The 24,892-nt window shown below is 61.2% G+C and carries 14 protein-coding genes and 1 tRNA gene; 6 read left to right on the plus strand and 9 right to left on the minus strand.

Features of this window, described 5'->3' with window-relative positions; all coding sequences use genetic code 11:
• Positions 1–321 precede the first annotated feature (321 nt).
• From ACX80T_RS10520 to ACX80T_RS10540, 5 genes are all read left to right on the plus strand, one after another.
• A complete protein-coding gene (locus ACX80T_RS10520; RefSeq protein ID WP_019483210.1) occupies positions 322–1,896 on the plus strand; it encodes a tyrosine-protein kinase domain-containing protein in 1,575 nt (524 codons plus the stop codon).
• Between the two features lie 206 nt (positions 1,897–2,102).
• Positions 2,103–3,647: a sugar transferase gene (locus ACX80T_RS10525; protein ID WP_019483211.1), complete on the plus strand. Its 1,545-nt coding sequence runs from the start codon at positions 2,103–2,105 to the stop codon at positions 3,645–3,647.
• Positions 3,648–3,684: 37 nt separating this feature from the next.
• Positions 3,685–4,998, plus strand: a complete 1,314-nt coding sequence (locus ACX80T_RS10530; RefSeq protein WP_026041140.1) for a UDP-glucose dehydrogenase family protein — start codon at positions 3,685–3,687, stop codon at positions 4,996–4,998.
• A gap of 397 nt (positions 4,999–5,395) precedes the next feature.
• Positions 5,396–6,673 carry a carbohydrate-binding domain-containing protein gene (locus ACX80T_RS10535; protein ID WP_459304387.1) on the plus strand — a complete coding sequence of 426 codons (1,278 nt, stop codon included), beginning with the start codon at positions 5,396–5,398 and terminating at the stop codon, positions 6,671–6,673.
• Positions 6,674–6,788: 115 nt separating this feature from the next.
• A complete protein-coding gene (locus ACX80T_RS10540) occupies positions 6,789–7,355 on the plus strand; it encodes an arsenate reductase/protein-tyrosine-phosphatase family protein (RefSeq protein WP_459304388.1) in 567 nt (188 codons plus the stop codon).
• Between the two features lie 297 nt (positions 7,356–7,652).
• Here the strand turns inward: ACX80T_RS10540 and ACX80T_RS10545 are convergent, their stop codons facing one another.
• The 6 genes from ACX80T_RS10545 to ACX80T_RS10570 form a co-directional block, all read right to left on the minus strand.
• The gene (locus tag ACX80T_RS10545) at positions 7,653–10,274 is read right to left on the minus strand and encodes a LuxR C-terminal-related transcriptional regulator (protein WP_459304390.1); all 2,622 of its coding nucleotides are present in this window, start codon (positions 10,272–10,274) and stop codon (positions 7,653–7,655) included.
• A 46-nt stretch (positions 10,275–10,320) separates the two neighbouring features.
• Positions 10,321–12,993 (minus strand): helix-turn-helix transcriptional regulator, encoded by a 2,673-nt coding sequence (locus ACX80T_RS10550; RefSeq protein WP_272942573.1) that lies wholly within the window; start codon positions 12,991–12,993, stop codon positions 10,321–10,323.
• 246 nt (positions 12,994–13,239) lie between these two features.
• A complete protein-coding gene (locus ACX80T_RS10555; RefSeq protein ID WP_459304392.1) occupies positions 13,240–15,891 on the minus strand; it encodes a helix-turn-helix transcriptional regulator in 2,652 nt (883 codons plus the stop codon).
• A gap of 31 nt (positions 15,892–15,922) precedes the next feature.
• Entirely contained in the window at positions 15,923–18,565 is a 2,643-nt protein-coding gene (locus ACX80T_RS10560) for a helix-turn-helix transcriptional regulator (protein WP_019483218.1), read from the minus strand.
• 363 nt (positions 18,566–18,928) lie between these two features.
• On the minus strand, positions 18,929–19,516 hold the full coding sequence (gene pth / locus ACX80T_RS10565) for an aminoacyl-tRNA hydrolase (RefSeq protein WP_019483219.1): 588 nt from the start codon (positions 19,514–19,516) through the stop codon (positions 18,929–18,931).
• Positions 19,517–19,535: 19 nt separating this feature from the next.
• Positions 19,536–20,159, minus strand: coding sequence for a 50S ribosomal protein L25/general stress protein Ctc (locus tag ACX80T_RS10570; RefSeq protein WP_019483220.1), 624 nt, complete (start codon positions 20,157–20,159; stop codon positions 19,536–19,538).
• Positions 20,160–20,491: 332 nt separating this feature from the next.
• On the opposite strand from ACX80T_RS10570, the gene ACX80T_RS10575 reads away from it, so the two are divergent.
• The gene (locus tag ACX80T_RS10575; protein ID WP_026041142.1) at positions 20,492–21,805 is read left to right on the plus strand and encodes a UDP-glucose dehydrogenase family protein; all 1,314 of its coding nucleotides are present in this window, start codon (positions 20,492–20,494) and stop codon (positions 21,803–21,805) included.
• A gap of 30 nt (positions 21,806–21,835) precedes the next feature.
• On the opposite strand, the gene ACX80T_RS10580 is transcribed toward ACX80T_RS10575, so the two are convergent.
• The 3 genes from ACX80T_RS10580 to ACX80T_RS10590 all read right to left on the minus strand — a co-directional run bounded on the left by ACX80T_RS10580 (position 21,836) and on the right by ACX80T_RS10590 (position 24,526).
• Positions 21,836–22,816, minus strand: coding sequence for a ribose-phosphate diphosphokinase (locus ACX80T_RS10580; protein ID WP_019483222.1), 981 nt, complete (start codon positions 22,814–22,816; stop codon positions 21,836–21,838).
• Positions 22,813–24,363 carry a bifunctional UDP-N-acetylglucosamine diphosphorylase/glucosamine-1-phosphate N-acetyltransferase GlmU gene (glmU, locus tag ACX80T_RS10585; RefSeq protein ID WP_019483223.1) on the minus strand — a complete coding sequence of 517 codons (1,551 nt, stop codon included), beginning with the start codon at positions 24,361–24,363 and terminating at the stop codon, positions 22,813–22,815. Before glmU ends, ACX80T_RS10580 begins: the two co-directional genes overlap by 4 nt.
• Positions 24,364–24,454: 91 nt before the next feature.
• A tRNA-Gln gene (locus ACX80T_RS10590) sits at positions 24,455–24,526 on the minus strand.
• Between the last annotated feature and the right edge of the window lie 366 nt (positions 24,527–24,892).

Consider the following 24,892-nt stretch of genomic DNA (forward strand, 5'->3'; position numbering starts at 1 on the left):
AAGTAGGAAGCCGGCTCAATCGAGTAGTTGGGCGACTGCTACTCATGCACACGCTTGTGCGACCCGAGCATCCAGTTCCGCCTCTCCAGTACGAATATCAGGCTTTCGGGTGGGGCAACCGATTGAATACCCGTTGCTGGTGAGCAATTCTTTCTCTTAGCAATTAGATTTCGCGGGACCGAAACTAGCTTTTGCCTTTTACGGCACCTGGCGCCCCGGACGTCGGTCTTATTTCCCCACCAACAGATCTATTGCGTCGCCGCGGACAGGAAATTAGGTTCCCGCGGAGACTTATTAACAATATTTCGAAAGGTCTCAGTCATGGAGTTACGAAACTACCTACGAATACTTAAACGGAACTGGCTGATCATCGTCGGTGCGACGGTAGCTGGCCTGCTTGTCGCTGGTATTGCCTCGCTGCTCACCAGGCCCATCTACACGGCCTACACCGAGCTATTCGTCGCAGTTCAGGACGTCGGCTCGGTCTCGGAGTTGCAGCAAGGCAACACTTTCATGCAGGACCGGGTACACACCTACACGCAGATGGTCGACTCGCCCCGGGTGCTTCAGCCCGTGGTCGACGAGCTCGGCCTCGATCCAGTGACAGCAGCTAACCTCTCGTCCAACGTCTGGGCAGCGAGCACACCCAACACAGTTCTGGTCGAGCTCGGGGTCAGCAACGAATCACCAGAGTTGGCAACCGCCATTGCCAACAGCCTGGCCGCGAATCTTATTACGGTGATCGACGATCTTGAGACCACCAACGTTGCGACCACGTCCCCGGTGCAACTTTCAGTACTTACCGAGGCAGCGGAGCCCACTACGCCCTCCTCACCGAACGTTGGTATGAACCTTCTAGTCGGGCTGTTGACCGGGCTTGGCATCGGCCTCGTCGTTGCCCTGCTCCGCGCCAAGTTCGACACCCGGATCAGGAGCGCCGCTGACCTACATGGAGTTACCAAGGCGCCAGTTCTGGGAATGGTCCGCTATGACGCCGCAGCCGCCGGCAACCCGATGCTGACGCAGACCGCTCCCCAAAGCTCACGTGCCGAAGCTTTCCGGCAACTTCGGACAAACCTTCAGTACACGCAGCTCACCCGTGGTTCAAAAGTAGTCCAGGTGACTTCCTCCTTGCCTGGGGAAGGCAAGACGACAACCGCGATCAACCTCGCTATTGCCATGGCTCAGGCCGGAAAGCGGGTCGCCCTGGTGGACGCGGACCTGCGGCGGCCAGCGGTCGCCGGATACCTCCAGCTTGAAAGCGATGCCGGGCTCACCTCAGCACTCATCGGACAGGCAGCTATCGTCGACCTGATGCAGCCCTGGGGGCAGAACGATCTGCAGGTGCTGACCTCGGGTCCCATTCCGCCGAACCCCAGTGAACTGCTGGGATCACCACAGATGCTCAACATCCTTGCTGAGCTTGAAGCGGCCTATGATGCGGTGATTGTGGACGCCCCGCCGGTACTGCCGGTAACCGACGCCGCCGTGCTGTCGTCAAACGGCGTCAACACGGTCTTGGTCGTGGGCGCACAGGGGGTCAACACCACGGATGTCTACGAGTCCCTGAAGGCACTGGAGCTGGCTGGCGGGCGAGTGCTTGGTCTGATCCTCAACAAGTTGCGCATCCCCGAACCGGATGCCAAGGCGCGCGCCTACTACAGCTCGGTTGTGCCACCAGCGCCTGGGTCGGCCGAGGTCGCTAATGAAGCGGGGGGAACGACGCGAACGGCTGACTATCGAAAGCCGGACCCCCGAAAACCCCTGGTCCCGCCGAAGCAGGCACCGAACGGGAACCACCCACCGAAGCGTGACCTCATCCCTGCAGGCATAGGCAAGAAGAACACCACTTCGGCCCGGGACAGCCCGTCGCCGAAGGTTTCCTCACGATCATAGGACGAGATCTCCGAGTGTCGGCAACGGCGTTCAAAGGATCACGCACCCTTTCTCCCACCGTCAATGACGCCGGTGGCACCACAACCCGGATCCGTTAGCGGATACCGCTTTAGCGGGGCCGGCGGCGTAGAAGCTCTCCTGAGACCGGAGCTTCGTCCCCAGTCGTCGTCGGCCCCTTACTCACCAAACAGGAGATGAGGACCACAATGAGTGAGTTCAGCATAGCCACCGAAACCGGGACCCGAACCCCCACCACCCACTTCGACGTCCGCTACCCGGCGACAAGCTACCGCACCAGCCGCGCATCCAAATCCCCCGTGAAATCCCGCCGCGACTGGATCCGCCCCTACCGTGCGATGCTCCGGGTGGCTGACACCCTGGTCATCTGCGCGGCTCTGGTGGTCGCCCAACTGGCGCGATTCGGAACGGGCAGAGTCCAGGTGCCGGTTGCGGACACTGCCATAGGGTACGACTTCCTTGGCCTTGCGATCGCTTTGATGTGGTTGGGTGCACTCAGCGCATTCCGAAGCCGTGACCCTCGGGTCCTCGGACTGGGAAGCGACGAGTACAAGCGAGTCATACATTCAACTCTCCTCGTCTTCGGCATTACAGCAATCTTGTTGGTCGTAGCCCAGGTCGACGCGTCTCGAGGCTATTTCGCTCTTGCCCTGCCGCTCGGAATGGGCGGTCTGGTGCTCACACGCTGGATGCTTCGGTCCTGGCTTACCCAGCAGCGAACCAAGGGACGATTCCTTTCCCGTGTCGTCGTTCTCGGGCGCCCCAAGGACGTCAAATACGTGATCAAACAGATCAGAAGCAAAACCGGTGCGGGCTACGAAGTGGTGGGGGCAGCCCTTGCCGGGCACTGCACCCAGCCGCGGCTTTATGTCGACGGCGCAGCGGTGCCCGTCGTGTCGGACCTGAACTCAGTGGTCGAGGTCCTTCCCGGATTAGGGGTTGACGCAGTGATTGTGGCCGGGCCCGTTCAGGGCGGGAGCGGGTTCATCCAGAAGTTGGGTTGGAGCCTTGAAGAATCAGACACCGAACTGGTTCTTGCTACTGGCCTGACAAACGTCGCTGGTCCAAGGATTCATGCCAGGCCGGTGGAGGGCCTGCCCCTGATGCATGTTGAGCTACCTCAGTTTGGCGGGGCCAAACATCTGGTCAAGCGCCTGTTGGATATTGCGGCCTCGGCGTTGGCACTGGTAGCCCTGCTTCCGGTCTTTGCCGTAATCGCACTGTGTATCAGGCGGGATAGTCCAGGTCCGGTCCTGTTCAAGCAGGAACGGATCGGAAGAAGCGGGGAAACCTTCACCATGTACAAGTTCCGCTCCATGGTGGTAACCGCTGAGGAAGAACTCGCAGGCCTCTTGGGCAGCAATGAGGGGTCCGGGCTGCTCTTCAAGATGCGCAACGACCCCCGCGTCACCAAGGTTGGCGGCTGGTTGAGACGCCATTCACTCGACGAACTCCCCCAGATCTGGAACGTCCTGGTCGGTGATATGAGCCTCGTTGGCCCTCGGCCACCACTTGGTCGGGAGGTGGACGGCTACGCCAAGGATGTGCACCGCCGCCTCTACATCAAACCGGGGCTGACGGGGATGTGGCAGATCAACGGCCGATCCGAGCTGAGCTGGCAGGACAGCGTCAGGCTTGACCTCTACTACGTCGAGAACTGGTCCATCACGATGGACCTGATGATCATCTGGCGCACCGCAAAAATGCTGATCAAACCGGTCGGCGCCTACTAGTCCCCTCACAGAAATCGTCTCAGTCTAAGGAAGAATTATGCGTATCTCTGTTATTGGTTGCGGATATCTAGGTGCCGTCCACGCTGCGTGCATGGCGAAGCTTGGCCATGAAGTAGTTGGAGTAGACGTCGACCAGCGAAAGGTCGACGATCTGGAGGCCGGGCGTGCACCGTTCTTCGAACCCGGTTTGCCGGAGCTTCTGGAGGAGCTTCAGTCTTCGCAGCGGTTAAGTTTTACCACCGATATGGCCGCGATTGCCGAATCTGATGTCACCTTCATCTGCGTCGGGACACCCCAACGAAAGGGGGAGTTCGCCGCTGACCTCCGCTACGTCGATGCGGCATTCGTGGCAGCTGCCGAACACCTTTCGGAGGGTAGCGTCGTCGTCGGCAAGTCGACGGTGCCCGTGGGAACGGCCACGCGGCTGTCCGAGGAACTTCGCTCGTTGGCTCCGGGCGTTGTCCTCGCATGGAACCCCGAGTTCCTCAGGGAAGGTCATGCGGTCGAAGACACCCTCAGTCCCGACCGTTTTGTCTACGGCATTCCGGATGGAACCGCTGGCGCATATGCCATGACCGCTCTCGATGGGGTCTACCAGGTGCCAATCGCCAACGGCACCCCCCGCCTGGTGATGGATTACGCGACAGCAGAGCTGGTCAAGGCCGCGGCGAACTCCTTTCTCGCCACCAAGATTTCCTTCATCAACGCGATGGCTGAGATCTGCGACAGCTCGGGTGGCGACGTGACGCTCCTCGCGGAGGCGATCGGGTTGGACGATCGCATCGGCCGAAAGTTCCTGAATGCTGGGATTGGCTTTGGCGGGGGGTGCTTGCCGAAGGACATCCGTGCGTTCATGGCCCGTGCCGGCGAACTTGGCGCCGACCAGGCCCTCACCTTCCTTCGCGAGGTTGACACCATCAACATGCGGCGACGTTCGAGGGCTGTGGAAATCACCAGGGAACTTTTGGGCGGCTCTCTCCTCGGCAAACGCATTACTGTGCTGGGTGCCGCCTTCAAACCGGATAGTGACGACGTAAGAGATTCGCCCGCCCTCAACATCGCCGCCCAGCTGCAGCTGCAGGGAGCCAACGTGACAGTGACGGACCCTGAGGCAATCGAGAACTCTGCCCGCAGGTTTCCCGAGCTCAACTATGAATCTGATCTCAATTTCGCGGTGCAGGATGCGCACGCGATTCTCCTGCTGACCGAATGGCAACAGTACCGGGATCTCGACCCGTATGCCCTTGCCGAGAAGGTGAGTGCCAAAGCGATTCTCGACGGACGTAATGTGCTTGAGCCTCTGAAGTGGCGGGCCGCGGGCTGGACCTACCGGGGAATTGGGCGCCCCTAGCAACACTCCAAGTCAACAAAATGGCACTAACTTCGTGCGCTTCGAGCGCCGGGGTTAGTGCCATTTTTTATGAGGCGTGGGTCTTCGACTGACGATGAATCCTCCCGCCCCAATGACAGAACCGTAAAAACGTGTTGTACGCTGTTACCGGTCTCTATCTGCAGCAAACCCCTCATTGCGTTAGCTCCAACTAACAGCTCCTGCTGGTTTGCCTTCCAAGATGCCGGGGCGCTTGGGGCGCCTTCGGCTTACCGCGTGGCTAAAACTGCCATGCCGACGAGAGAGTTGCACAATTAAAAAATCACTCAGTTTACTCACCGCTGCCGCAATTCTAGGCACGGGGCTAATCGTATCAACACCGGCTCAGGCCTCACAAGCAAAATTAGAGTCAGAATCCATGAGAAATGGTGGCGGAAACTATGTCATCTGGAAGACCGGCGACGGCGATACCGTCCGATCGCTCCTGACCAACGGGTCGGCCACGGGATCATTCACCGCAACTGAAGCATTCAGCACCCTGGAACTTCGCGCCGCCGGCACCTACACCGGCACCACCGCTCCGAAGGTTCGGGTGACCGTCGATGGGAAGACAGCCGGCGACATCACCCTCTCAAGTAAGTCGCAGCAAACCTACGCCCTCACCGGCGCTTGGGAATCAGGTACCCACAAGGTTGAGGTTGTGTACCTGAATGATTCGGGGCAGAACAGTGCGGTCCTGGATTATCTGGTTCCCGTCCCTGGGACCGAGGCGTCCCCCGCACCTGCACCCGCACCAACGCCAGGTCCCGCACCGAGACCAACTCCTCCTCCGACTGCTCCCGCGCCGGCTGCCAAGGACTACTCGCTGCACCCCTTTAGCTCCTCCGCCTTCTCCAACACCCCGGTGGGCCCCGCAGTGAGTTTTGCGGCTGCCGGTGATTCCCGCCACGGGGTTTTCCAACGAGGTGGAACGAACGTCAACAGCTCCCGCTGGTCCATCTCGGTACAGCAAGCAAAAACCAGCGACCCAGTGGCAACAGTCAGGGCGACTGCTGGTGGAACTCACTCGATCAGGATTCCGGTGAACGCCACCACCACTGGCGGAACAGATCAACACATGACGGTCATCCAGCCGGACAAGAAGACTGCCTACGAAGTGTGGGGGATGAAGCGCATTTCATCCACTGAGTGGACCGCCCGCTACCTGGTCAAGACCGATATCCAGGGCGAAGGCATGGCCGCCGGCGCGAGGGCCTCGGGCATCAGCCACCTCCACGGTTTGATCCGCAAGGACGAGTTAAAGAACCTGTCCATCAAACACTCAATTGCCATTGGCATCGGCAATGCCCAGCTTAAGAGCGTCAACAACGGCACGGGCGTCTGGCCGGCCCAGAAAGAGGACGGCGACTCGGCTAGGGCTTACACGGGAAACATCCCGATGGGTTCCATGTTTGCCCTGCCTGCATCCACCAACATTGATGCGCTCGGCCTGACCCCCGAAGGCAAGGCGCTAGCCCAGGCGTTGAAGGAATACGGAGGTCACGTGTTGATCCGTTCAAGCGGTGTCACGATCTACGCCGAAGCCGCGGCCGACCAGACCCAGGTCGAGTCCCTCAAAAAGGACTGGGCAAAGCTCCGCCCCCTGCTGCGCGTCGTCACCAACAACACCTCGAGCAATATCGCTGGTGCCCGCTAACCGACTGAGACAGGCCGCGACCCGGGACCACCGGGTCGCGGCCAGTTCTGTGTTCAGGCCTGAGTCTCAGGAACACCTCGCGTCGGGCGAAGTGACCGGTTAGACTCCGTAGGCCATGGTTGAACAATCCCCGTTCCGCATCCTGACGGTATGTACAGGAAACATCTGCCGCTCCCCTATGACTGAGCGGCTTCTTCAGCAGGGCCTCGACACCCAGCATCCCGGGGTATTCAGTGTTGCCAGCGCCGGGACTGGAGCAATGTCGGGGTGGCCTATCGAGTCCCGCGTCGCCGCGCAACTGGACAGTCTGGGAGTGGATCCGAGCGCGTTCGTTGCCCGATCCGTGACCGCCGAAATGCTTTCTTCCCAGGATTTGGTCATCGCCCTGACCAGGGCACACCGAAGCGAGATCCTTCGACTTGCCCCGTGGCTGCTGCAAAAAACCTTCACACTCAGGGAGCTGGGCCGACTCCTCCCCGGGGTGAGCCGCGACGAGTCGCTTCCGCCGCAGGAACAGCTTCGCAACGCACTACCCCGTGCGCTACGCGGCCGGTCAATGAGCTCTGTCGAGCCGGCAGATGACGACGTCGTCGACCCGTATGGGCGCGAGGAAGAACAGTTTCGCCATATGTTCGGCCAGGTTATCCCTGCTGTGGAAGCTATTTTGGCGTGGACCAAATAGCCACCAATGCATCACGTGGCGGGAAGTGGGCGGGGCCGGCGGAGGCTGGGGACAGAGTCTTCCATTGAAAGAATTCTCGTACACCGCCGGCCCCTGTCAGGGGCCGCTTCGTAGAGGCTGGCGTGGTCCGGAGTAGGCACACTTGGGGTATACGGCCTTTTCACGCCTTCGGAATGCCGTAGTTTTCCACGACCCCGACATAACGAGAATAATCCGCAAGTCGGCACTTTTCCCGGGTAACCACACCTTCATTTGGCGGTCCCGGTACTGATAAAAAGGGCCGGGACTACCTAACGTCTACCCGGCGCTACCAGCATAGGAGGATGATTCAACTACGAGGGCGAGGTCCTCCCGCCGGGTGATTCCAAGCTTCACATAGATCCGGTAGAGGTGTCCCTCAACGGTCCTGGGCGAAAGGGTGAGGCCCCCCGCAATCTCCCGGTTGGATGCTCCGTTGGCTGCCATCAATGCTATCTTCAGCTCCCGCCCGGTGAGATCACGAAGCTCGGTGGGCGCGACGGCCGACGCCGACAGGGGGCGCTCCAGCGCATCCCGACGACGGCGAAGGACTCTCAGCACTCCTCTGGACACGCTGGCATCTCCCTTGTCCTTGAGCAGTCGTAGCGCACGCGCCGATGCATCCACGGCAACGAAATGCTTCTGCTGTTCCTCCGCTAGATCACCCGCCTGTATCAACCGGTCAGGATCGTTGGCCAGGACCCCCGCGGCGTACTCCTGCAGCGCCCGAGCCTCCCCACCTTCGAAGGACGCCGCCAGCTCGTGGAGCCGCTTGATGAGTCGCTCGTCCCCGGTAAGAACCATAAATTCAAGGATCTCTTTCTCGCATCCCTCCATCCCCGTTGACCGGGCGCAGTCAGCAAGCCGGAACAATTCTTTGGAGAGCTCAACCGATGGGCTCTGCTGGTCCCTGGCCATAGCGACATAGGCAGCACCCAGGAGGCCTGAGGCCGCTGACCCCTTGGGCGGTGTTTGCTCAAACTCCGTTGCGAAACGTTCGGCCGTCCCGGGTTCGGACACCATCGCCGCCACCCAACTCGCTGCTGCAAGGGCGTAGGGAAGCATTGCCTGATGGTCCGATACTCGCAGCACAGTGATTGCCGGCAGAATGATCTCGTAGGCCTGCGTGAAGCGCCCCCGACGAGCACACAATACGGCGTCGAGCACTGCGATGGTGCCCCCGCTGAAAAAGCGGTCACCTATCCGTCCGCCGAAGTGTTCGTCGATGGCAGCCTCAGCGGCATCAAACTCCGCGTTATGAATTAGCAGGGAAACATGGCGCACTACCGCGAAGTTCTCTAGATCGGCTGACCCGCCAGCGTTCTGGGCAATCCTGTCAAGTGCCCGTTGCAGCAGAGCAGTACCTTCCTCGCTACGACCGGTGCTTCCCAGTGACTCCCCCAGAAGGCACAGCGCCACCGTTTCATTTAGAGGACAATTCCCGCCACTGGCCAGGAACTCCCGCATTAGCTGCTCTGATTGCCTGAAGCGTCCCTCCAGATTAAGTGCCAGCGCCCGCAACAGATTTGCGTGCCGCGAGGGTTGTCCCTGGACGAGTTCGTCTGCACGTTGCGACCAGTGGTCAGCAAGCGTATGGATGACAGCTGTGCGTCCGTCGCGCGCCAGTTCTATCTGGGCGCTGAGCACCGCCGCGCTGGCGAGAGTTTCTAAGTCCTGAGGCTGATTAAGCAGAGCGTCCAGGTCGAGGTGTCCCTCCAGCGGGAGTCGAAGAAGGAATCGTGCTCGGAGGGCCTCAACCATTGCGGCTGGTGCAAGAACCGAACCTCTGACTGCTGCTGCAAGTCTGAGGGCGGACTGATGGTCGTGGTGGATGGATGCCAATCGTGCGCCTTCGACGAGGGCTTGATCGTCGACCTCCACACCACAATCCAACGCCCAATTCAGTTGCTGGACCTGATTATGCGCTCCAGCTGTCCACGGCTCGGTAACAGAGTCAAGGAAGGCGGTGCGGAGCTCGGAACTTCGATGAGACGGCACCAGCGAACGGATGATGCGTGAGTAGAGGGGCGGGTAACATCCAATAACCTGTGGGTTTGTGGGGTCTTCGCGAACTAACCCCAATTCGATCAGGCGGTGCACCGCCGGGGATGCGCCCAACCTCGCAACGTGGTCAGTACGCTCCGGTCCTGAGAGTGCGAGGCAGTCCAGGACATCGCCTTCCGCATCCGAAAGATCCAGTATCGAGCTCTCGCCGAGGTCCCTCAGCGACTCGTCAACACCAAATGGTTCCTCAATCAGCACCCAATGTCCTTCGCGTTGGATCAAAGCCTGGGACCTCACCGCATGGCTGATAGCTGAGCGAAGAAAGAGTGGATTACCCCCCGACTCTGCAGTGAAGTAGCTTACGGCGCCCCGAACCATCCGCGCACCCAGGAGACGTTCGCAGATTTCACCTGCCTCCTGAATGGTCAACGGCTGTAGGTCGAAACGCACCAGTAAGCCGTCTTCTTCAAGCGCTGGAAGGTCGCGGTGATGCCATCCGCCGTTTATCGTCAGGGCCGCTACCTTCACCGTTCCTGCGATGGCGAGTTGGGCCAGAAGGTAGGAGCTCTCTTGATCTAGCTCGTGGGCATCGTCGATGACCACCAGCGGTACCCGTCCTGGGCATTCCTTCCGAAAGAAGCCGACCAGGGCCCGCAAAACCGACAGTGAATCCACCATGTCGTCAGACCGTGCGTCACGGAGATAGGGCGCGAGTGCGCCATACGGAATGCCCGCCAGACCCCGGGTAGCCTGGACAAGGAAAGGCGTCGAAGGGAAGGTTGACCGATCGTCCATTAGTTGCCGGGCGAGGGTACTCTTACCCATACCCGGATGGCCGTAGATCAGTGCACCAGTGCAGTCAGCCCGCTCCAGGGCCGCAGCGAGCGCGGCTTCCATCTGCCGACGACCACCATTTCTGTTGCCTGCCGTTGTAAATCGCATCTCAGGCCTGCCCCGCTGGAACTAGTTCGGTAAGTTCAGCACGGGTACACACGTTGAGTTTTGAATAAACTTGATAGAGGTGTCCCTCGATTGTTCGAACTGACACGCACATTCTTTGCGCGATCTCCCGATTGGTCGCTCCAGCTGACGCGGCAATAGCGATTTCCCGTTCGCGCCCGGTCAGGGCTTCGAGGCGGCCTCCGAACGAGCCGTTCTCGTCGATGCCCGGGAGCACTTCCCTTACCCGTCGTTGGACATGGCGGATGAGTCTCCTGTCCGGCGATTGCACTGCAGTCTGAAGAGCGGTTTGGGCTGCTTCTTTCGCAAACATGGTGTCGCCGATCTTAGCCGCAAGCTCCATCGACTGGATCAGAAGCTCACAGTCCCTGCTGGCCAGTCCCTTCGCGTAAGTTTCGCTTAACCTGGCGAAGCTCCCTTGAAGGTGAGCTGAAATTGCGCTCAACGGTCCGATCGCCGACCGATCGCCTAGCCGTGCGGCACGACACACGGCCATTAGCTGGAACACTGCTACCCCTCGTTTAGCGTCCTCATCAGCAAACGCGAGCAGGTCCTTCGCCGCCGCTGCCTTCGACTCGGTATGTGAGGCGGCCACCAACTGGAAGTAGCGTGCCATGCGTCGCACCTTCCAGGGGCTGCTCGGCCCCGCTTCGCTGAGTGGCAGGAAGTTGATGACTTCCGGCAGATTTCGGGTGGAAGCGTAGCAGTAGCTCAGACCCGCAGCGGCGGCAGGCCTAACACCAAAGGGATCACTGATGCGAAGCTGGTCAAAGGTGGGGGTGAGGATCGCCAGTGCCTCTTCAACCCGGCCCTGATGGGCGTGGCCGAGTGCCCGTGAGACCTGTTCATAGGATCGGGGTGCAAGATCAACTGCGGACAGGTCGGTGAGTGCCAGATCGCGAAGGTGTGCCACGCTACCGGCCTCGCCCAGCAGGCGGTGCGTCTCCCAGACCTGGACAAAAGCGAGCTCCCGGGTCTTGCTGGTTGTTTGATTGACCCGTAAGAAACTGGCGAGGCTTCGCGCCAACTCCATTGCCTCAGCCTGACGTGCCATCATGGTCCATGCCTCACACAGCAGCGTCTGGATCCGTGCCTGCGCGTCGGCCGGACGAGGTGTGCTGGGCTCGTTCTCCTCGGCGAGGAGGAGCGTAACCTCAGCATATGAGCCGTCGAATGCCGCCGTTTCGGCGCGGGCAATCAGGAGTTCGTCTTCCAGTGCAGCAGCGGTTGCTGGTAGCAGCCCAGCCGCACGTTGCGTCTCGAGAAGGCTGGCTGCCTGGTCGAGAACCTCCAACAGCGACCCCCGCCCAAGCCGCTGGTTTAGCTCAGACCGCAGAATGGCGAGCCTGACCTGGCTGGCGATCTCGGTGGTCTGGGTTGCTTCGGTGGCTTCGGTGGCAAGAGGAACCAACAGCGCCGCCGTGAGTTGCTCGGCCTCATCGAAACTTCCGAGGGCAAGGAGTGCGCGTAGCGCTTCTACGGCCAGTGAAACGTGGCTGGTTGCCGCTCGCCGGTAGGAGCACACACCCAGCGCCTCACTGTAGCTTCCCTGATCATTCAGTTCCTGAGCGGCCTCGACCGCCTGGCCTACCGCGAGGTCTGAACCGGCCCGCATCAACCACGCAGCGCGATGCACGGGGTCAAGCCCTCGACTCTCCCAGCCATCCGCAGTGGAGCAGAGCTGTGCATACAAGGCACTTGCTTCATCGGTTGAAATTCTGCTGAGACAATTGTCGGAAAAGACCAGACTGGCACAGGTCACAGTCGCCTGGAGGTCACGACCTACCGTGATCAGCCCGGCCCGCTGCAGACCGTCGACATCGTCGCCATGCACGAAAGACAAAAGGAACTGCTTCGGCAGACCACCACTGAGCGCAATGAGGTTTCCGGCGGTGCGACCTGGAGAACCAACCCCCTGTCCCACCGGAGAAGAGTTCGACACCGCCCCGTCTTGAATGTTGATTCCCGGCACTATCACCCAGGACCTGTCACTGGGAATCACGATGCCCCGCCTCGTCAGATCCTGGAGCGCAGCACGGATCAGACGTGGCACGCCGCTGCTCCGCTTCAACACCGCTCGAACCACTTCGCTGGATGCGGGACCTTCTAGCTCGGCCTGGACGAACATTCCCGTTTCCTTGAGGGAGAGCTCGTGGAGATCCACGCGACGCAACGACCCATCCCGCCACAGGCTCATGAAGGCTGAATCCGCCTGGGCGAAGGCGCCAGTTGCCAGCAGCAAACGGGCAGTTCTTGTTGCTGCGAGCTGCGCGATCACTGTCGCGGACTGAGGATCGAGTAGTTCCGCATTGTCGACGGCTAGCACTGCGGTCTTGCCATCTGCCAACCGATTAATCAGTTCAGTGATGCTCTGGATCAACTTCACCGGATGGCCAAGACCGGTTGGGTCCACTTCGGACAACAACGAAATTAGCGCACCATAGGGGGTGTTCGACGTTGCCTCGGATCCCCTGATTCGGATGACTTTTGTCGAGGGCGCCAGCTCTGAGACGAGTTCCTGCAGCAAGGCAGTCTTCCCTATCCCGGCACTGCCCACGAGGACTACGCCTGCTGACAGCGGCGACATCACTGCGCGTTTCGCCTGACTCAATTCCTCAGACCGTCCAACAAAGAACGGCTGGGCTGGCGCCCTCACGAGTCGCCGCCGACAGATGAGCTATTTTCGCCACAGCAACAGCAAATATTGAGAGACCCCATGAGACCCGTTCCTTTTCCCCAGATTGAATAGCAACAAGACCGAGTCTAGGAAGGTGTGAACAGGACCACACGAGTAGCCACTACTGGAAAAACACGTGGGCTACTCACTCGATGGGTGGCCCGGGGGCGCGGGACACTACTCGATCTGTGCTGGTGCACCACTTAGCCAGCGGGAATCGGCCCACTAGAAAGCGCCAGGCTCAGGCAGGTCCTCGCGTCGGCTGATGCCAAGTTTCGCGAAAATCCGGTACAGGTGACCCTCGACGGTCCGCACTGAGACACCGTGTTGGGAAGCTATTTCCCGGTTCGAATAGCCTTGGGAGGCCAGCGTCACGATGTCCTGTTCACGTCGGGTCAGCCTCGTGCCTGAGTCCGTGTCGGTGCTGGCTGGGCTCCGAAATCCTTCAAGACCGACCGTCAGGTCGTTCAGCTGGAGTTGCACAGCTCGGGAGTGCTGGATGTGGCCGTCGCGGGTCAGATGATCAATGGCCTGGCCGAGGCATTCAGCCGCGATCAAGAGGTATCCGGCCGTTTTGGCACTTTCGGCGACCGTCTCCAGCGATTGGGGATCCCTGGCCAGCATCGCCGTCGCCATCGCGTGCAACACAACACCTTCGCCGCCGTCGAAAGCTGCCGTCACATCCTGCAGCCTGGCCAGCGACCCGGTATCCCCAAACCGCACGGCGAGTTCCAGAGCGGTGGCAGCCAATGTCAGCATCCCCGCGGCCTCTGCTTCCCCGGCGATCCTGCGTAGTTCAACGATGCTGCGCGTTGCGCCGACAAACAGGGAGTTGCCTGCAGCGGAATACGCTTCACCAAGCAGCCAGGTCTGGGCAGGCCCGCCTCGGGACATCGATTGGAATTCGGTTACGTACCTCCGCGAGCCGGCGGTGTCGCCCACCATCGCGCACGCGTAGGCAGCAAGCCCGGTGGCCAGAGGCAGCAGTTGAGCAATGTCGGTTTCCCGAAAGCCTTCTACCGCGAGGATAAGCCGTTTACGGGCCGTCCTCATTTTTCCCTGGCGCAGGGCAACGAGCCCGTCCGAGAACTCCAGCACCCCACCGAAATAGACCAGCCCGCCGTTCGCCGACTGCGAGTATTCCTGGAGTAGCTCGCGCACCTCCCCCCAGCGGCCCGCATGAGTCAAGGCGGCTCCGTGGCGGGCCAGCACAAACTCCCGATGGCCCAGGTAGGAATGTCCTCCCTCAGCGACGATTTTCAGTGCGGTGGCGGTTGACTCGGTCCCTAGCGCTGGGCGGCCGGTAGAATACTGGGCCTCCCCGAGCAGAGCGTGAGCCATCAGGCTCGTCTCCTCCGTTCGGTTGACAGCTGAGAGCACTGCGCGAATATCCTTCTCAGCTTTAAAGTAGTTCCCTTCCAGGTTGAGGGCGAAACAGTGAAGGAGCCGGCAGCCCAGACGTGACACGGCAACGGACAGGGCGGCTTCTTCTCCCCTTGCGCTCTCAATCGAGGTGACCAGGGTTTCCCACCGTCGCGCGTCACTTCGGATGTCAGCCGGTCGGCTGCCATCACGCATCCTGAGGTCGACCGAAAGCAGCGTTGCCTCTTTCGCTAGCCGGAGGCTGTCACAGGCAACCAGCGCCTCATCGACCAGTTCCCTGGCGTAGGCAAACTCCCCGTGGGTCATCCTGGCCCGTGCAATCTCGACCAACGCCCTGGCCTTCAACGTTGAGGACCGGACCACGCGTGCCGCACGCAGGGCGAATTCCGGGTTGAAGAGACGATTGGCAACGATCGCAGCCCGAAGTAGCGTGTCGTCCTCCAACACCGCACCACAGTCGAGTCCCCACGACACACTTCGCAGGAGACCATCGACGGAATTGGTATGACCAACGCTGGACTCGAGAACCCGCCGCCGAATAGCGCGGCTGCGGCCAATTGGCACCCTGGCACGAATCACTTCACCGTAGAGGGGATGCCCCAGGCTTACCCTGGGATCCAACCCGCCGGGCATCGCGATGAGTTGGTCCTTTAGCAGCTTGCTGACAGCCTGTTCATCGCTGCAGTTTCGCAGCACGTCGAGAGCGATCGGCTCAGCAAGGGCGACCGTTTCGAGAACCTCGACCTCCTCAGCGGTCAGCCCACGGAGCTGGCCTTTGATCAGATCGGTAAGCCGCAGGTTGATTTGCGGTAATTCACCCGAGAGACACCAGACCCCGTTGCGCAACACCAGGTACTTGTCCCGGGTCCCTTCGCTGAGAAGGGCGAGAAGGAACATCGGGTTCCCGGCTGTGGTGCGCGCCAGAACTGCGCTCACGCTGGAGAGGACCTCTGCACCGAGCTCTCGGAGACATAGTTCGTGGATTTCCGAGGTAGTCAGCGGTTCGAGGACGAACCGGGGGAGCAACCCCTCACGCCACAGCGCCACAAACTCGGACGGCGGCCCCGGTGTGGAACGGGAGAAGACCAGCACCTTGGCGCGGCGGGTTGCAGCCAGTTGGGCAAGTAGTACCGAGCTGCCATCATCGAGGTCCTGGGCATCATCAACGACCACCAAAGGAAGTGCTGCACCTGCAGCCTGATTCCCGAGGCGGGCCAGGAGCCTGCGGTAGATTCCCACGGGTGAGCCGGCCTCCGCTGCTGACACATCGGCAAGGAACGGCGCCAGTGCCCCAAACGGTACTTGTTTCAGCGAGGGTCTTGCCCTGACGTTGAGGGCATCGCGACCGCCGTCCGAGTCACTCACCAAAAGGCGTGCGAGGGCCGTTTTGCCCAGTCCCGGCTCCCCCACCACCAGCACGCCGAAATGCTGCTTGTCGCCGAGGGTTTGCACGATGCTCGCTACCAGCGATTCCCGCCCCACGAGCGAATTCATCCCGGGCTCGGAGCGGGTCTCCGGATCGCTGCTATCCAAGGATAGCCCGGAGTTGTTGACGGTTTCTTACCTCAAGTTTTGCGTATACCTGATGCATGTGCGCTTCAACAGTTCGGACCGAAACGGTGTGAGCTTCCGCAATGTCCCGATTCGATGCTCCGTTGGCTACCTCTAGGGCGATAGTCCGTTCCCGTTCAGTGAGTTGGTCGAGTAACCGTTGCCGCGCTTCGGCCCCCAACTGACCGATAGCAGCAAAAATGCTGCCCGTGTCAGTGCTCACCTCGTCGTCCCCTGCGCCATGCGACAAGGTGCGAGCAAGCTCTGCTGCATCATGGGCAAGCCGATAATTGCCACTGTCAGCGGCAGACCGTGCAGCCTTGAGGAGCTGGTCGGAATCGCCCGAGGCTACTCCCTTGCCATAAAATGCACACGTCCGGGCGAAGACGCCCTGCCCATCACGACCAGTCGTGGCGAGCCGATCGGCAACTTCGGTGAGCCCGAGCTGGACGGCCTGGCAGAGGAAGAACAGCTCATGCCCCCTGTTGCCCTGCTGCCGATCCTCATCGGCCATGCTCAGCATGTCGTGTGCCACTTCGAGATCATCACGGGTGGCGGTTGAGGCGAGTGCTGCGAAGTACTGAGTGGCCCGCAAGGTCCGCCAGTCCAGCCTGTGCCCGTCCAGGTCAACGTGTTTCAGGTGCCCGAGTGCTGCCTGAAGATCTCCCACCAAGGTGAAAGCGTATGCGGTCGCAGCCTCTGCCAGGACCCTCAGTTGGTGCCGGTCGCTAATACGTAGCTGGCTGACGGCTGGAAGCAGCTTCGTCAGCGCCTCGGCGCCTCTGCCCGCGTACGCGTTGAGGCATCCCTCTGCCAGTTCAGACGACGACCCGTCATACTTGCCCGCGATCGACTGCTCGTCGTGATGGTGCAGGATCGACTCGCACTGGCTCCAGTTTCCGGAGACCAGCAGCACCGAAAACATCCGTGCCTGAGCTGCCTCAGCCACCAGCGGATCATCCGTGTCGTCAGCCAGATGTGACACCACTGACTGGCACACCCGGATTGCCTCATCCTGGTGCCCGGTAATACATAGTGCTTCAGCCAGCCAGGAACACAGTTCGTGCCGCATTGTTGGCTGCATAGTCGAATGCTTTTTCAGGAGGTCGTTGACTGGAGCCAGAATGTCCTGGTACTTGCCGTTGTAAGCGTTCAGTTCGGCTGCCAGCAGCTCGGTCTCAAGCAGAAGATCGGTCGCCCCCTGCGTGCCCTTCACGAGTTCGGCATTTACTCGCTGGCGGACCTCAGCGATCAGGTCATCCACTTCGGTGTACCGCTCATGAAGCCGGGTGAGCAGCCGACATCTGAGGAGCCGAACCTTTACCCAGTTGTCAAGATCATGGTGCTCGTGGCCCACTTCGATCTCGCGGTCAAGGATGGCCACCGATCTGGTGATCTTGCCTTGAACTCCGTATGCCCAGGCTTCCTCGATAGCGAAATCCGCTGATCGTGCGGCGGTCGGCACCGTCTGCAGGAACCGTTGCGCCCCGGCGGAGTCAAAGTGGCGATTTGCCAGCCGTGCAGCCTCCAGTGCTGCTTCGGGCGCGATCTTGATACCGTTCTCCAGGCACCAGTGGGCATACCTGATCCTGCTAATGGCTGGCATTGGGCGACTGAGGATTGACGCTGCGAGTGTCGTGAGAAGCTCTGGCTTGGGGGCGCCCGCCATCTGCTGGCCGATGACGTCCCCGACCAGGCTGTTGGCAAACCGAACGACCGGACTGAGCGCGTGATTGACTTCAATAAGTCCGGATTCCAGCAGTGAGTCAATTGAGTCGGAGTCCACGAAGTCCGCGAGCATTTCTAGCGGAAGCGCCCCCATGATCGACACAATCTCCGCAGCGGCGCGCTGCGGCGGTGGCAGCCTGGACAGGCGCTCGATAATCCACTCGGTGAGGGATCGCCCCACTTCAGGGGACTTCTCTGAACCGTTCACCCAGATTCCGTCCTGCTTAACCAGATATCCTGAGTCTCTTTGCTCGCGGCTGGTGGCCTGCAGGAACAAGGGATTGCCGCCGCTCGCGTGCCACATATCAACCACGACGGCCCGCGCTACCGGTCCTCCCAATCCGGCGGTCAGTAGCTCGGCGGTGGCGCTGAGATCCAGCGGCTCCAGGTCGACACGCTTTAGGAGCCCGTCTTTCCACAGGTCGCAGAACTCTTCTGGTGCGGCGCTGAGGCTTTGACACACAACCAGAACCTTTACCGCGTTGATCCTGGCCAGGTGGGCTATCGCCATGGCCGATGAGCCGTCGAGTGCTTCAGCGTTGTCTACCAGCATGAGTGTCTGGCGGCCGTCGTTGCGGACCGAAAACAGTGTCTGCAATCTCCGTAGCAGCAGTAGCGGGTTGGCGACGGCGTCGTCGCTCAACTCGCTGAGCACAAAGTTCAGGGCGCCATAGGGCATTCCCGCGGCGCCGGTCGTACCCCGAACGTAGACCAGCGCAAAGCCGTCCTCCGCTTGACGGGCAATGTGTTGTGCCAGAGAGGTTTTCCCGATCCCGGCCTGGCCGGTGAGGATCGCGCCCCTGAACCGCTCATTCCGCAAAGCAGCCAGCAGTGAAGTGATCTCGTCCTTTCGGCCGACCAGCGGCCAACTTCCTTGCACCCCAAACATAGCGCCCCACTACATGGTGCAGGCCGACACGGCGAGTCGTCCCAGCCCGACAGATTTAACGGTGTTGTGTCACTTCACCGCCGGTTTCCGCTAGCGCCTCCGAGTCCGCCTCGACGGGCGCATGCGTTAGTGGACAACGATACGCCGGGGAACGGAATATGGCACGGGAATTTAGAAGAACCTTTTACCTCGGTCCAAAAGGACCAGCTACCAAAGACAGCAAAAAAGGGACCGACGTTGGGATGGGGGTGGCCCAGTCTCAGAGGCCGCCCAACGTCGGCCCCCGCATTTGGGGCCTACTAGGCCTGACGCGGTTTGGGCTTTAGCTGTCCCTGACCGGTGGTCGTGAGTATATTTTATACGCTATTTCCCAGCGGAGTGGAACTTCTGCTGAGCGCTGACAAGCCCATCCACGATGAGAGATTCCACCGCGTCGGCTGCATCTTCCAGGAGGAACGCTAGATCCTTCTTTTCCACCGGGCTGAAATCCCTGAGCACGTGATCGGCGGCGTCCTGGCGGCCCGGCGGGCGGCCCACTCCGACCCTGACCCGAAGGTAGTCCTTGGTTCCGAGTGCCTTGGAAATGTCGCGGAGCCCGTTGTGTCCGCCTTCACCGCCTCCGGTCTTCAGTTTGACCGTGTTGAAGTCGATGTCAATCTCATCATGCACCGCGATAACGCGCTCGGCGGGAATGTCGTAGAACCGACACAGCGCGTTCACCGGGCCACCTGTCAGGTTCATGAAGGTCAGCGGCTTGGCGAGCACCAGCCGCGGCCCGCCCAGACCTAGCCGCCCCTCAAGCACGGCGGCATGAGCTTTGTGGCTTTTGAACTTTCCGCCCAGCCGCGCGCCCAGGACATCGAGAACCATCTGTCCAACATTGTGCCGGTTATGGCTGTAGCCGGGCCCGGGGTTGCCGAGCCCGACTACAAGCCAGGAGTCAGTCGCCATGAATGCGCCGGAGAAGTGGCTACTCGCCTTCTTCTGACTTCTCGCCGGAGGCAGCTACAACGTCGCCTTCTGCAACTGTCTCTTCGTCATCTTCGCCGAGGTCCTGGACGGTCGGCTCGCTGATGTTGACGATCAGGGTGTCGTCTTCGATCAGCAGGGTGACGCCCTTCGGCAGTACGATGTCCGAAGCGTGGATGTGCTCGCCGACGGTGCGTCCCTCGACGTTGACGGTCAGCGAATCCGGTAGGTGGGTTGCTTCTGCTTCAACCTCAACCGAGGTGTGCTCAAGGTTCATCACGGCACCCGGTGCCAGTTCGCCTTCGACGTGGATGTAGACGTCAACAGTGACCTTCTCGCCGCTACGAACGGTCAGGAGGTCAAGGTGCTCCACGATGCGCTTCAGCGGGTTGCGGACCACGTACTTGGCAAGGGCGAGGTGCTTTTCCCCTTCGACGTCGAGGGTAAGCAGGGCGTTGGAGGTCCGCAGGGCCAGCGTGGTGGCCTTGGAAGGCAGCAGAACGTGGATGGGATCGGCGCCGTGGCCGTAGATGACCGCGGGGATTTTGTCCTCGCGGCGTGCGCGGCGGGCTGCACCCTTACCGAATTCGGTGCGTACTTCTGCGGGAAGTGTGAGGTCAGACATTGAGTCTCCTGTGTTGACGAGTAGTGGATCGTTGCTGGGCAAACGATCGGCATCTGTCTAGAAACAGTCAACACGCTTAGTGTTGGACTCTCGTCACTAGCCACCGTCGATCACGGAACGAATCCCGGAGGTACCGGGATGCTCCCTCGCCTAGGCATCGCGTTCAATCTTACAGCACCCTGAGCGTCCGGAAGGACACCGCCGAAGCCCGGAAACCGGCGTCGTCATCTGGTGTTCCTCATGATCCTCTATTGTGTGACACGTACCGTTGAAATCGAGGACTCCCGGCGGGTTTCCCGAGGAAACCCACCTAGGCCGTACGAAGGATCAGCATGCGAATATCTGTTATCGGTTGTGGGTACCTTGGCGCGGTTCACGCGGCCTGCATGGCGAAGTTGGGACACGAAGTCGTCGCAATCGATGTGGACGAGCGGAAGATCAGCGAACTCCAGGCTGGCCGGTCCCACTTTTTCGAGCCCGGTCTGCCGGAGCTTCTTCACGAAGTCCTCCAAACCGGCCGGCTAAAATTCAGCTCAAACATCGCGGATGCCCGGGGTTCGCAGGTGCATTTCCTCTGCGTAGGGACGCCGCAGCGGAAGGGCGAATACGCCGCCGACCTGAAATACGTGGACGCTGCGTTCTCCTCGCTCGTTGACGCGCTTGAGGCCGGAAACCTGGTGGTCGGGAAGTCAACGGTTCCAGTGGGCACTGCTGCGCGGCTCGCCGATGACCTGTTGGAGAGGTTTCCCGAAGCCACCCTGGCGTGGAACCCTGAGTTCCTGCGAGAGGGCTTCGCCGTCAAGGACACCCTTAGCCCCGACCGACTGGTGTACGGAGTGCCGTCCGGCGAGGACGGGCATCGGGCCACCGAGCTGCTTGATGAGGTGTATGCGGGACCGATGGGGCTGGGCACCAGGAGGCTGGTTGTCGACTATGCCACCGCTGAACTGGTCAAGTCGGCGGCGAACTCGTTCTTGGCAACCAAGATTTCTTTCATCAATGCGATGGCGGAAGTATGCGACGCAGCGGGAGCGGATGTCACCCTCCTGGCGGACGCCATCGGGATGGACGACAGGATTGGCCGCAAGTTCCTCAACGCGGGCATCGGTTTTGGCGGGGGCTGTCTTCCCAAGGACATTCGTGCGTTCATGGCACGAGCGGGCGAGCTCGGCGCTGATCAGGCCCTGACCTTCCTTCGGGAGGTGGATGACATCAACCTCCGACGCCGGATCAGGGTCGTCGAGCTGACCCGCCAGTTGGTGGGCGGATCGCTCCTCGGGAAACGGATCACTGTGTTGGGGGTAGCGTTCAAGCCCAATAGCGACGACGTCAGGGACTCCCCCGCACTCAGTATCGCTGCCCAACTCCAGCTTCAGGGCGCTGACGTGACAGTTACCGATCCGGAGGCTCTGAGTAATGCGAAGGGTCGTTTCCCGGAGCTAACCTACGAGCCCGATTTCAATGCGGCAGTCACCAAAGCCAACGCCCTGCTGGTCCTGACTGAATGGGATCAGTACCGCTCACTGAATCCGGCGGACCTGGCTTCGCAGGTAACGAGCAAAAACATTCTTGACGGACGTAACGTTCTGGATCCAGTCCAGTGGCGGGCCGCTGGGTGGACCTACCAGGGTATCGGGCGGCCGTAACGGCCATCCCGATACCCCAATCAGTCGACTCTAGGCGTTGCCGTCAAAGAGACTGGTGACGGATCCGTCGTCGAACACTTCACGGATTGCCCGCGCGATCAGCGGCGCAATTGAGAGCACGGTGAGCTGCGGGAACCGCTTTTCGGATGGGATGGGCAGGGTGTTGGTCACCACTACCTCGCGGGCGCCGGACTCGGAAAGACGGCGGGCCGCCGGGTCCGAGAACACGGCGTGGGTCGCGGCAATGATGACATCCTTGGCGCCCGCGTTCTTCAGAACCTGGACCGCCCCGGAAATGGTCCCGCCAGTATCGATCATGTCGTCGATCAGCACACAGGTCCGTCCCTCGACCTGACCCACTACCTGCTTGGAGACGGCCTGGTTGGGAACCGTGAGGTCGCGGCTTTTGTGCACGAAAGCCAGCGGTGACCCGCCCAACCGCTCGGCCCACTGCTCGGCTACCCTGACCCGGCCGGTGTCGGGGGACACCACGGTGACGTTGTCGGCGTCGACCCGGGTGCGGATGTAGTCAGCGAGCAACGGAATGGCCATCAAGTGGTCTACGGGACCGTCGAAGAAGCCCTGGATCTGCGAGGTGTGCAGGTCAACGGACATGAGCCGGTTGGCGCCGGCCGTCTTGTACAGGTCGGCGACGAGCCGCGCGGAGATCGGTTCGCGGCCGCGTCCCTTCTTGTCCTGCCGGGCGTAGGGGTAGAACGGGGAGACAACAGTGATCCGTTTGGCCGATGCCCGCTTCAGCGAATCGATCATGATGAGCTGCTCCATCAGCCAGTTATTCAGGGGCGCCGGGTGTGCCTGGATAACGAACACGTCGGTGCCGCGCACGCTCTCGCCGGATCGAACGTAGATCTCGCCGTTCGCGAAATCGTAGGCGGAGATGGGCAGCAGCTCGGTGCCAAGTGCTGCAGCAATTTCCTCCGCAAGTTCCGGGTGGGCCCGGCCAGAGGCCAGGACCAGTTTCTTCTCGCCGCGTGCGGTGATCTCACTCATGAACGGTCGCTTTCGTCAGTGCTGGTGATGCTGCTGGTGGATTCACCGGTGGCAAGTTTTTCGGGAGCGGCCGCTTGGGCCGCGTTTGCGGCTGAGCTGCCGGGGCGTTTGGCCTGCACCCAGCCCTCGACGGTGCGCTGGGGTGCGACGTTGACAGCAAGTGCGCCCGGCGGAACCTCGTTGCGCACAATGGCGCCGGCGCCAGTGTAGGCGCCGTCGCCGATTGTCACCGGGGCGACGAAGACGGTGTTCGATCCGGTGCGGACATTGCTGCCGATGGTGGTGCGGTGCTTGTTGACGCCGTCGTAGTTGGCGGTGATGTTGCCGCAGCCGATGTTCGTGTCCTCACCGATCTCGGTGTCCCCCGCGTACCCGAGGTGTGACAGCTTCGATCCGCGACCGATGATGACGTTCTTCGTCTCGTAGAATGCCCCGATCTTGCCGTCCTCGCCGAGGACCGTTCCGGGTCGCAGGTAGGTGAACGGGCCAACGGTGGCACGGGCGCTGATAGCGGCACCGGATCCATGGGTCCGAAGCACTGTCGCCCCTTCCCCCACCACCACATCGGTGAGGGTGGTGTCAGGGCCGACGACGGCGTCGCGCGCAATCTCGCAGGCGCCGTGAAGCTGGGTGCCAGGCAGGATCGTGACGTCCTCTGCCAGCTGCACCGAGGTATCGATCCAGGTGGTGGCGGGGTCGATGATTGACACACCGGAGCGCATCCATCGGGTCAGGGTGCGACGGTTGAGCTCGGCGCCGAGGGCTGCCAGCTGCACGCGGTCGTTGGCTCCCTCTACCTGCCAAGGATCGTCGGAGACGACGGCGGCGACCCTGCCGCCCCGGTCTGAAGCGATGCCTAGGACATCGGTCAGGTACATTTCGCCTTGGGAATTCCCTGCGGTGACTGAGGTGAGGGCGCTGCGCAGAATTGCCGCGTCAAACGCGTAGATGCCCGAGTTGATCTCGTTGATGGACCGCTGGGCGTCGGTGGCATCCTTGTGTTCGACGATGCCGGTGACAGTGCCGTCGGCGGCCCGCAGAATCCGCCCATAGCCGGTAGCGTCCTCAAGAACGGCGGTCAGCACGGTCACCGCGTTGTCCTTGGTCGAGTGGGATTCAACCAGCTGAGCGAGAGTGTCGGCTGTCAGCAGCGGCACGTCGCCGTAGGTGACAACTATGGTTCCTTCGAGGGGCGCCCCGGCGGCCCGGTCAAGTGCGTCAAGCGCTACCTGGACTGCTCGACCGGTGCCTGGCACATCGTCCTGGTCGACGATGACCGCTCCCGGGTCGAGGCTGGCAATGTGGCTGGCGACGAGGTCTCGTTCGTGCCGGACCACGACAGCCATTGCCTCGGGGACCACTCCCCTGGCCGCGGCCATGGCATGCCCCACCATCGATCGCCCGCCCAGAGTGTGGAGGATCTTCGGTGTACGGGATTTCATCCGGGTACCCGCGCCCGCGGCGAGCACGATGACAGCGGCCGGGCGAAGGGCTCCTGCCTCTGAGTCTGATACCTGGGGATGCGTGTTTGAGGTCTGCGGACCCATTGAGGAGACACTCCTGCCTGTAGTTTCTCTGTCAACCGGAAAAGTACAGGCTCACACCGGCAATACTACCCGCGGCACTACCGCCCGACAGTTCCGCCCATAGGATTCGAACCTATACTCCACAGCTCCAAAGGCTGGGGTGCTGCCATTACACCAGGGCGGACTGCGCTGAAGGAACTGACTAATTTCCGTCCCTAAGCGCGGTTATCCAGTTTGCCACGAGTCGGGGGCATCCTGCGACTTGGTAGCCCCCATCCGGTCAGTCCGTGGCGAAGTGGGCAGAGTCACCTCGGTTGGAGCCAATCCATGCCCCCTTGGAACCTATACGTGGTCCGCAAGCAGCATTTCTCCTGCTGCTACCCAGTGGGATGCACCGGGTTCGGACACCTTGACCTGCTGCGTCTCACGGCTTGGCGGGTGGTCAGCGGGCGGTCCGGTGCCTGATCTTCGGTGCTGATTTCTGGTGCTGAAAAATAGTTGAGAAAGTTTTTCTGGTGGCCCTGAATCGGCCCCTATTTTGTCAGTGCTC

It is taken from the genome of Arthrobacter sp. Sr33, assembly GCF_054511195.1.

Bases quoted from the DNA above. Each gene is read 5' to 3' on its own strand.
- ACX80T_RS10520 (WP_019483210.1), top strand. From the start codon at position 322: ATGGAGTTACGAAACTACCTACGAATACTTAAACGGAACTGGCTGATC.
- ACX80T_RS10525 (WP_019483211.1), top strand. From the start codon at position 2,103: ATGAGTGAGTTCAGCATAGCCACCGAAACCGGGACCCGAACCCCCACC.
- ACX80T_RS10530 (WP_026041140.1), top strand. From the start codon at position 3,685: ATGCGTATCTCTGTTATTGGTTGCGGATATCTAGGTGCCGTCCACGCT.
- ACX80T_RS10535 (WP_459304387.1), top strand. From the start codon at position 5,396: ATGAGAAATGGTGGCGGAAACTATGTCATCTGGAAGACCGGCGACGGC.
- ACX80T_RS10540 (WP_459304388.1), top strand. From the start codon at position 6,789: ATGGTTGAACAATCCCCGTTCCGCATCCTGACGGTATGTACAGGAAAC.
- ACX80T_RS10545 (WP_459304390.1), bottom strand. From the start codon at position 10,274: ATGGAAGCCGCGCTCGCTGCGGCCCTGGAGCGGGCTGACTGCACTGGT.
- ACX80T_RS10555 (WP_459304392.1), bottom strand. From the start codon at position 15,891: ATGAATTCGCTCGTGGGGCGGGAATCGCTGGTAGCGAGCATCGTGCAA.
- ACX80T_RS10560 (WP_019483218.1), bottom strand. From the start codon at position 18,565: ATGTTTGGGGTGCAAGGAAGTTGGCCGCTGGTCGGCCGAAAGGACGAG.
- pth (WP_019483219.1), bottom strand. From the start codon at position 19,516: ATGGCGACTGACTCCTGGCTTGTAGTCGGGCTCGGCAACCCCGGGCCC.
- ACX80T_RS10570 (WP_019483220.1), bottom strand. From the start codon at position 20,159: ATGTCTGACCTCACACTTCCCGCAGAAGTACGCACCGAATTCGGTAAG.
- ACX80T_RS10575 (WP_026041142.1), top strand. From the start codon at position 20,492: ATGCGAATATCTGTTATCGGTTGTGGGTACCTTGGCGCGGTTCACGCG.
- ACX80T_RS10580 (WP_019483222.1), bottom strand. From the start codon at position 22,816: ATGAGTGAGATCACCGCACGCGGCGAGAAGAAACTGGTCCTGGCCTCT.
- glmU (WP_019483223.1), bottom strand. From the start codon at position 24,363: ATGGGTCCGCAGACCTCAAACACGCATCCCCAGGTATCAGACTCAGAG.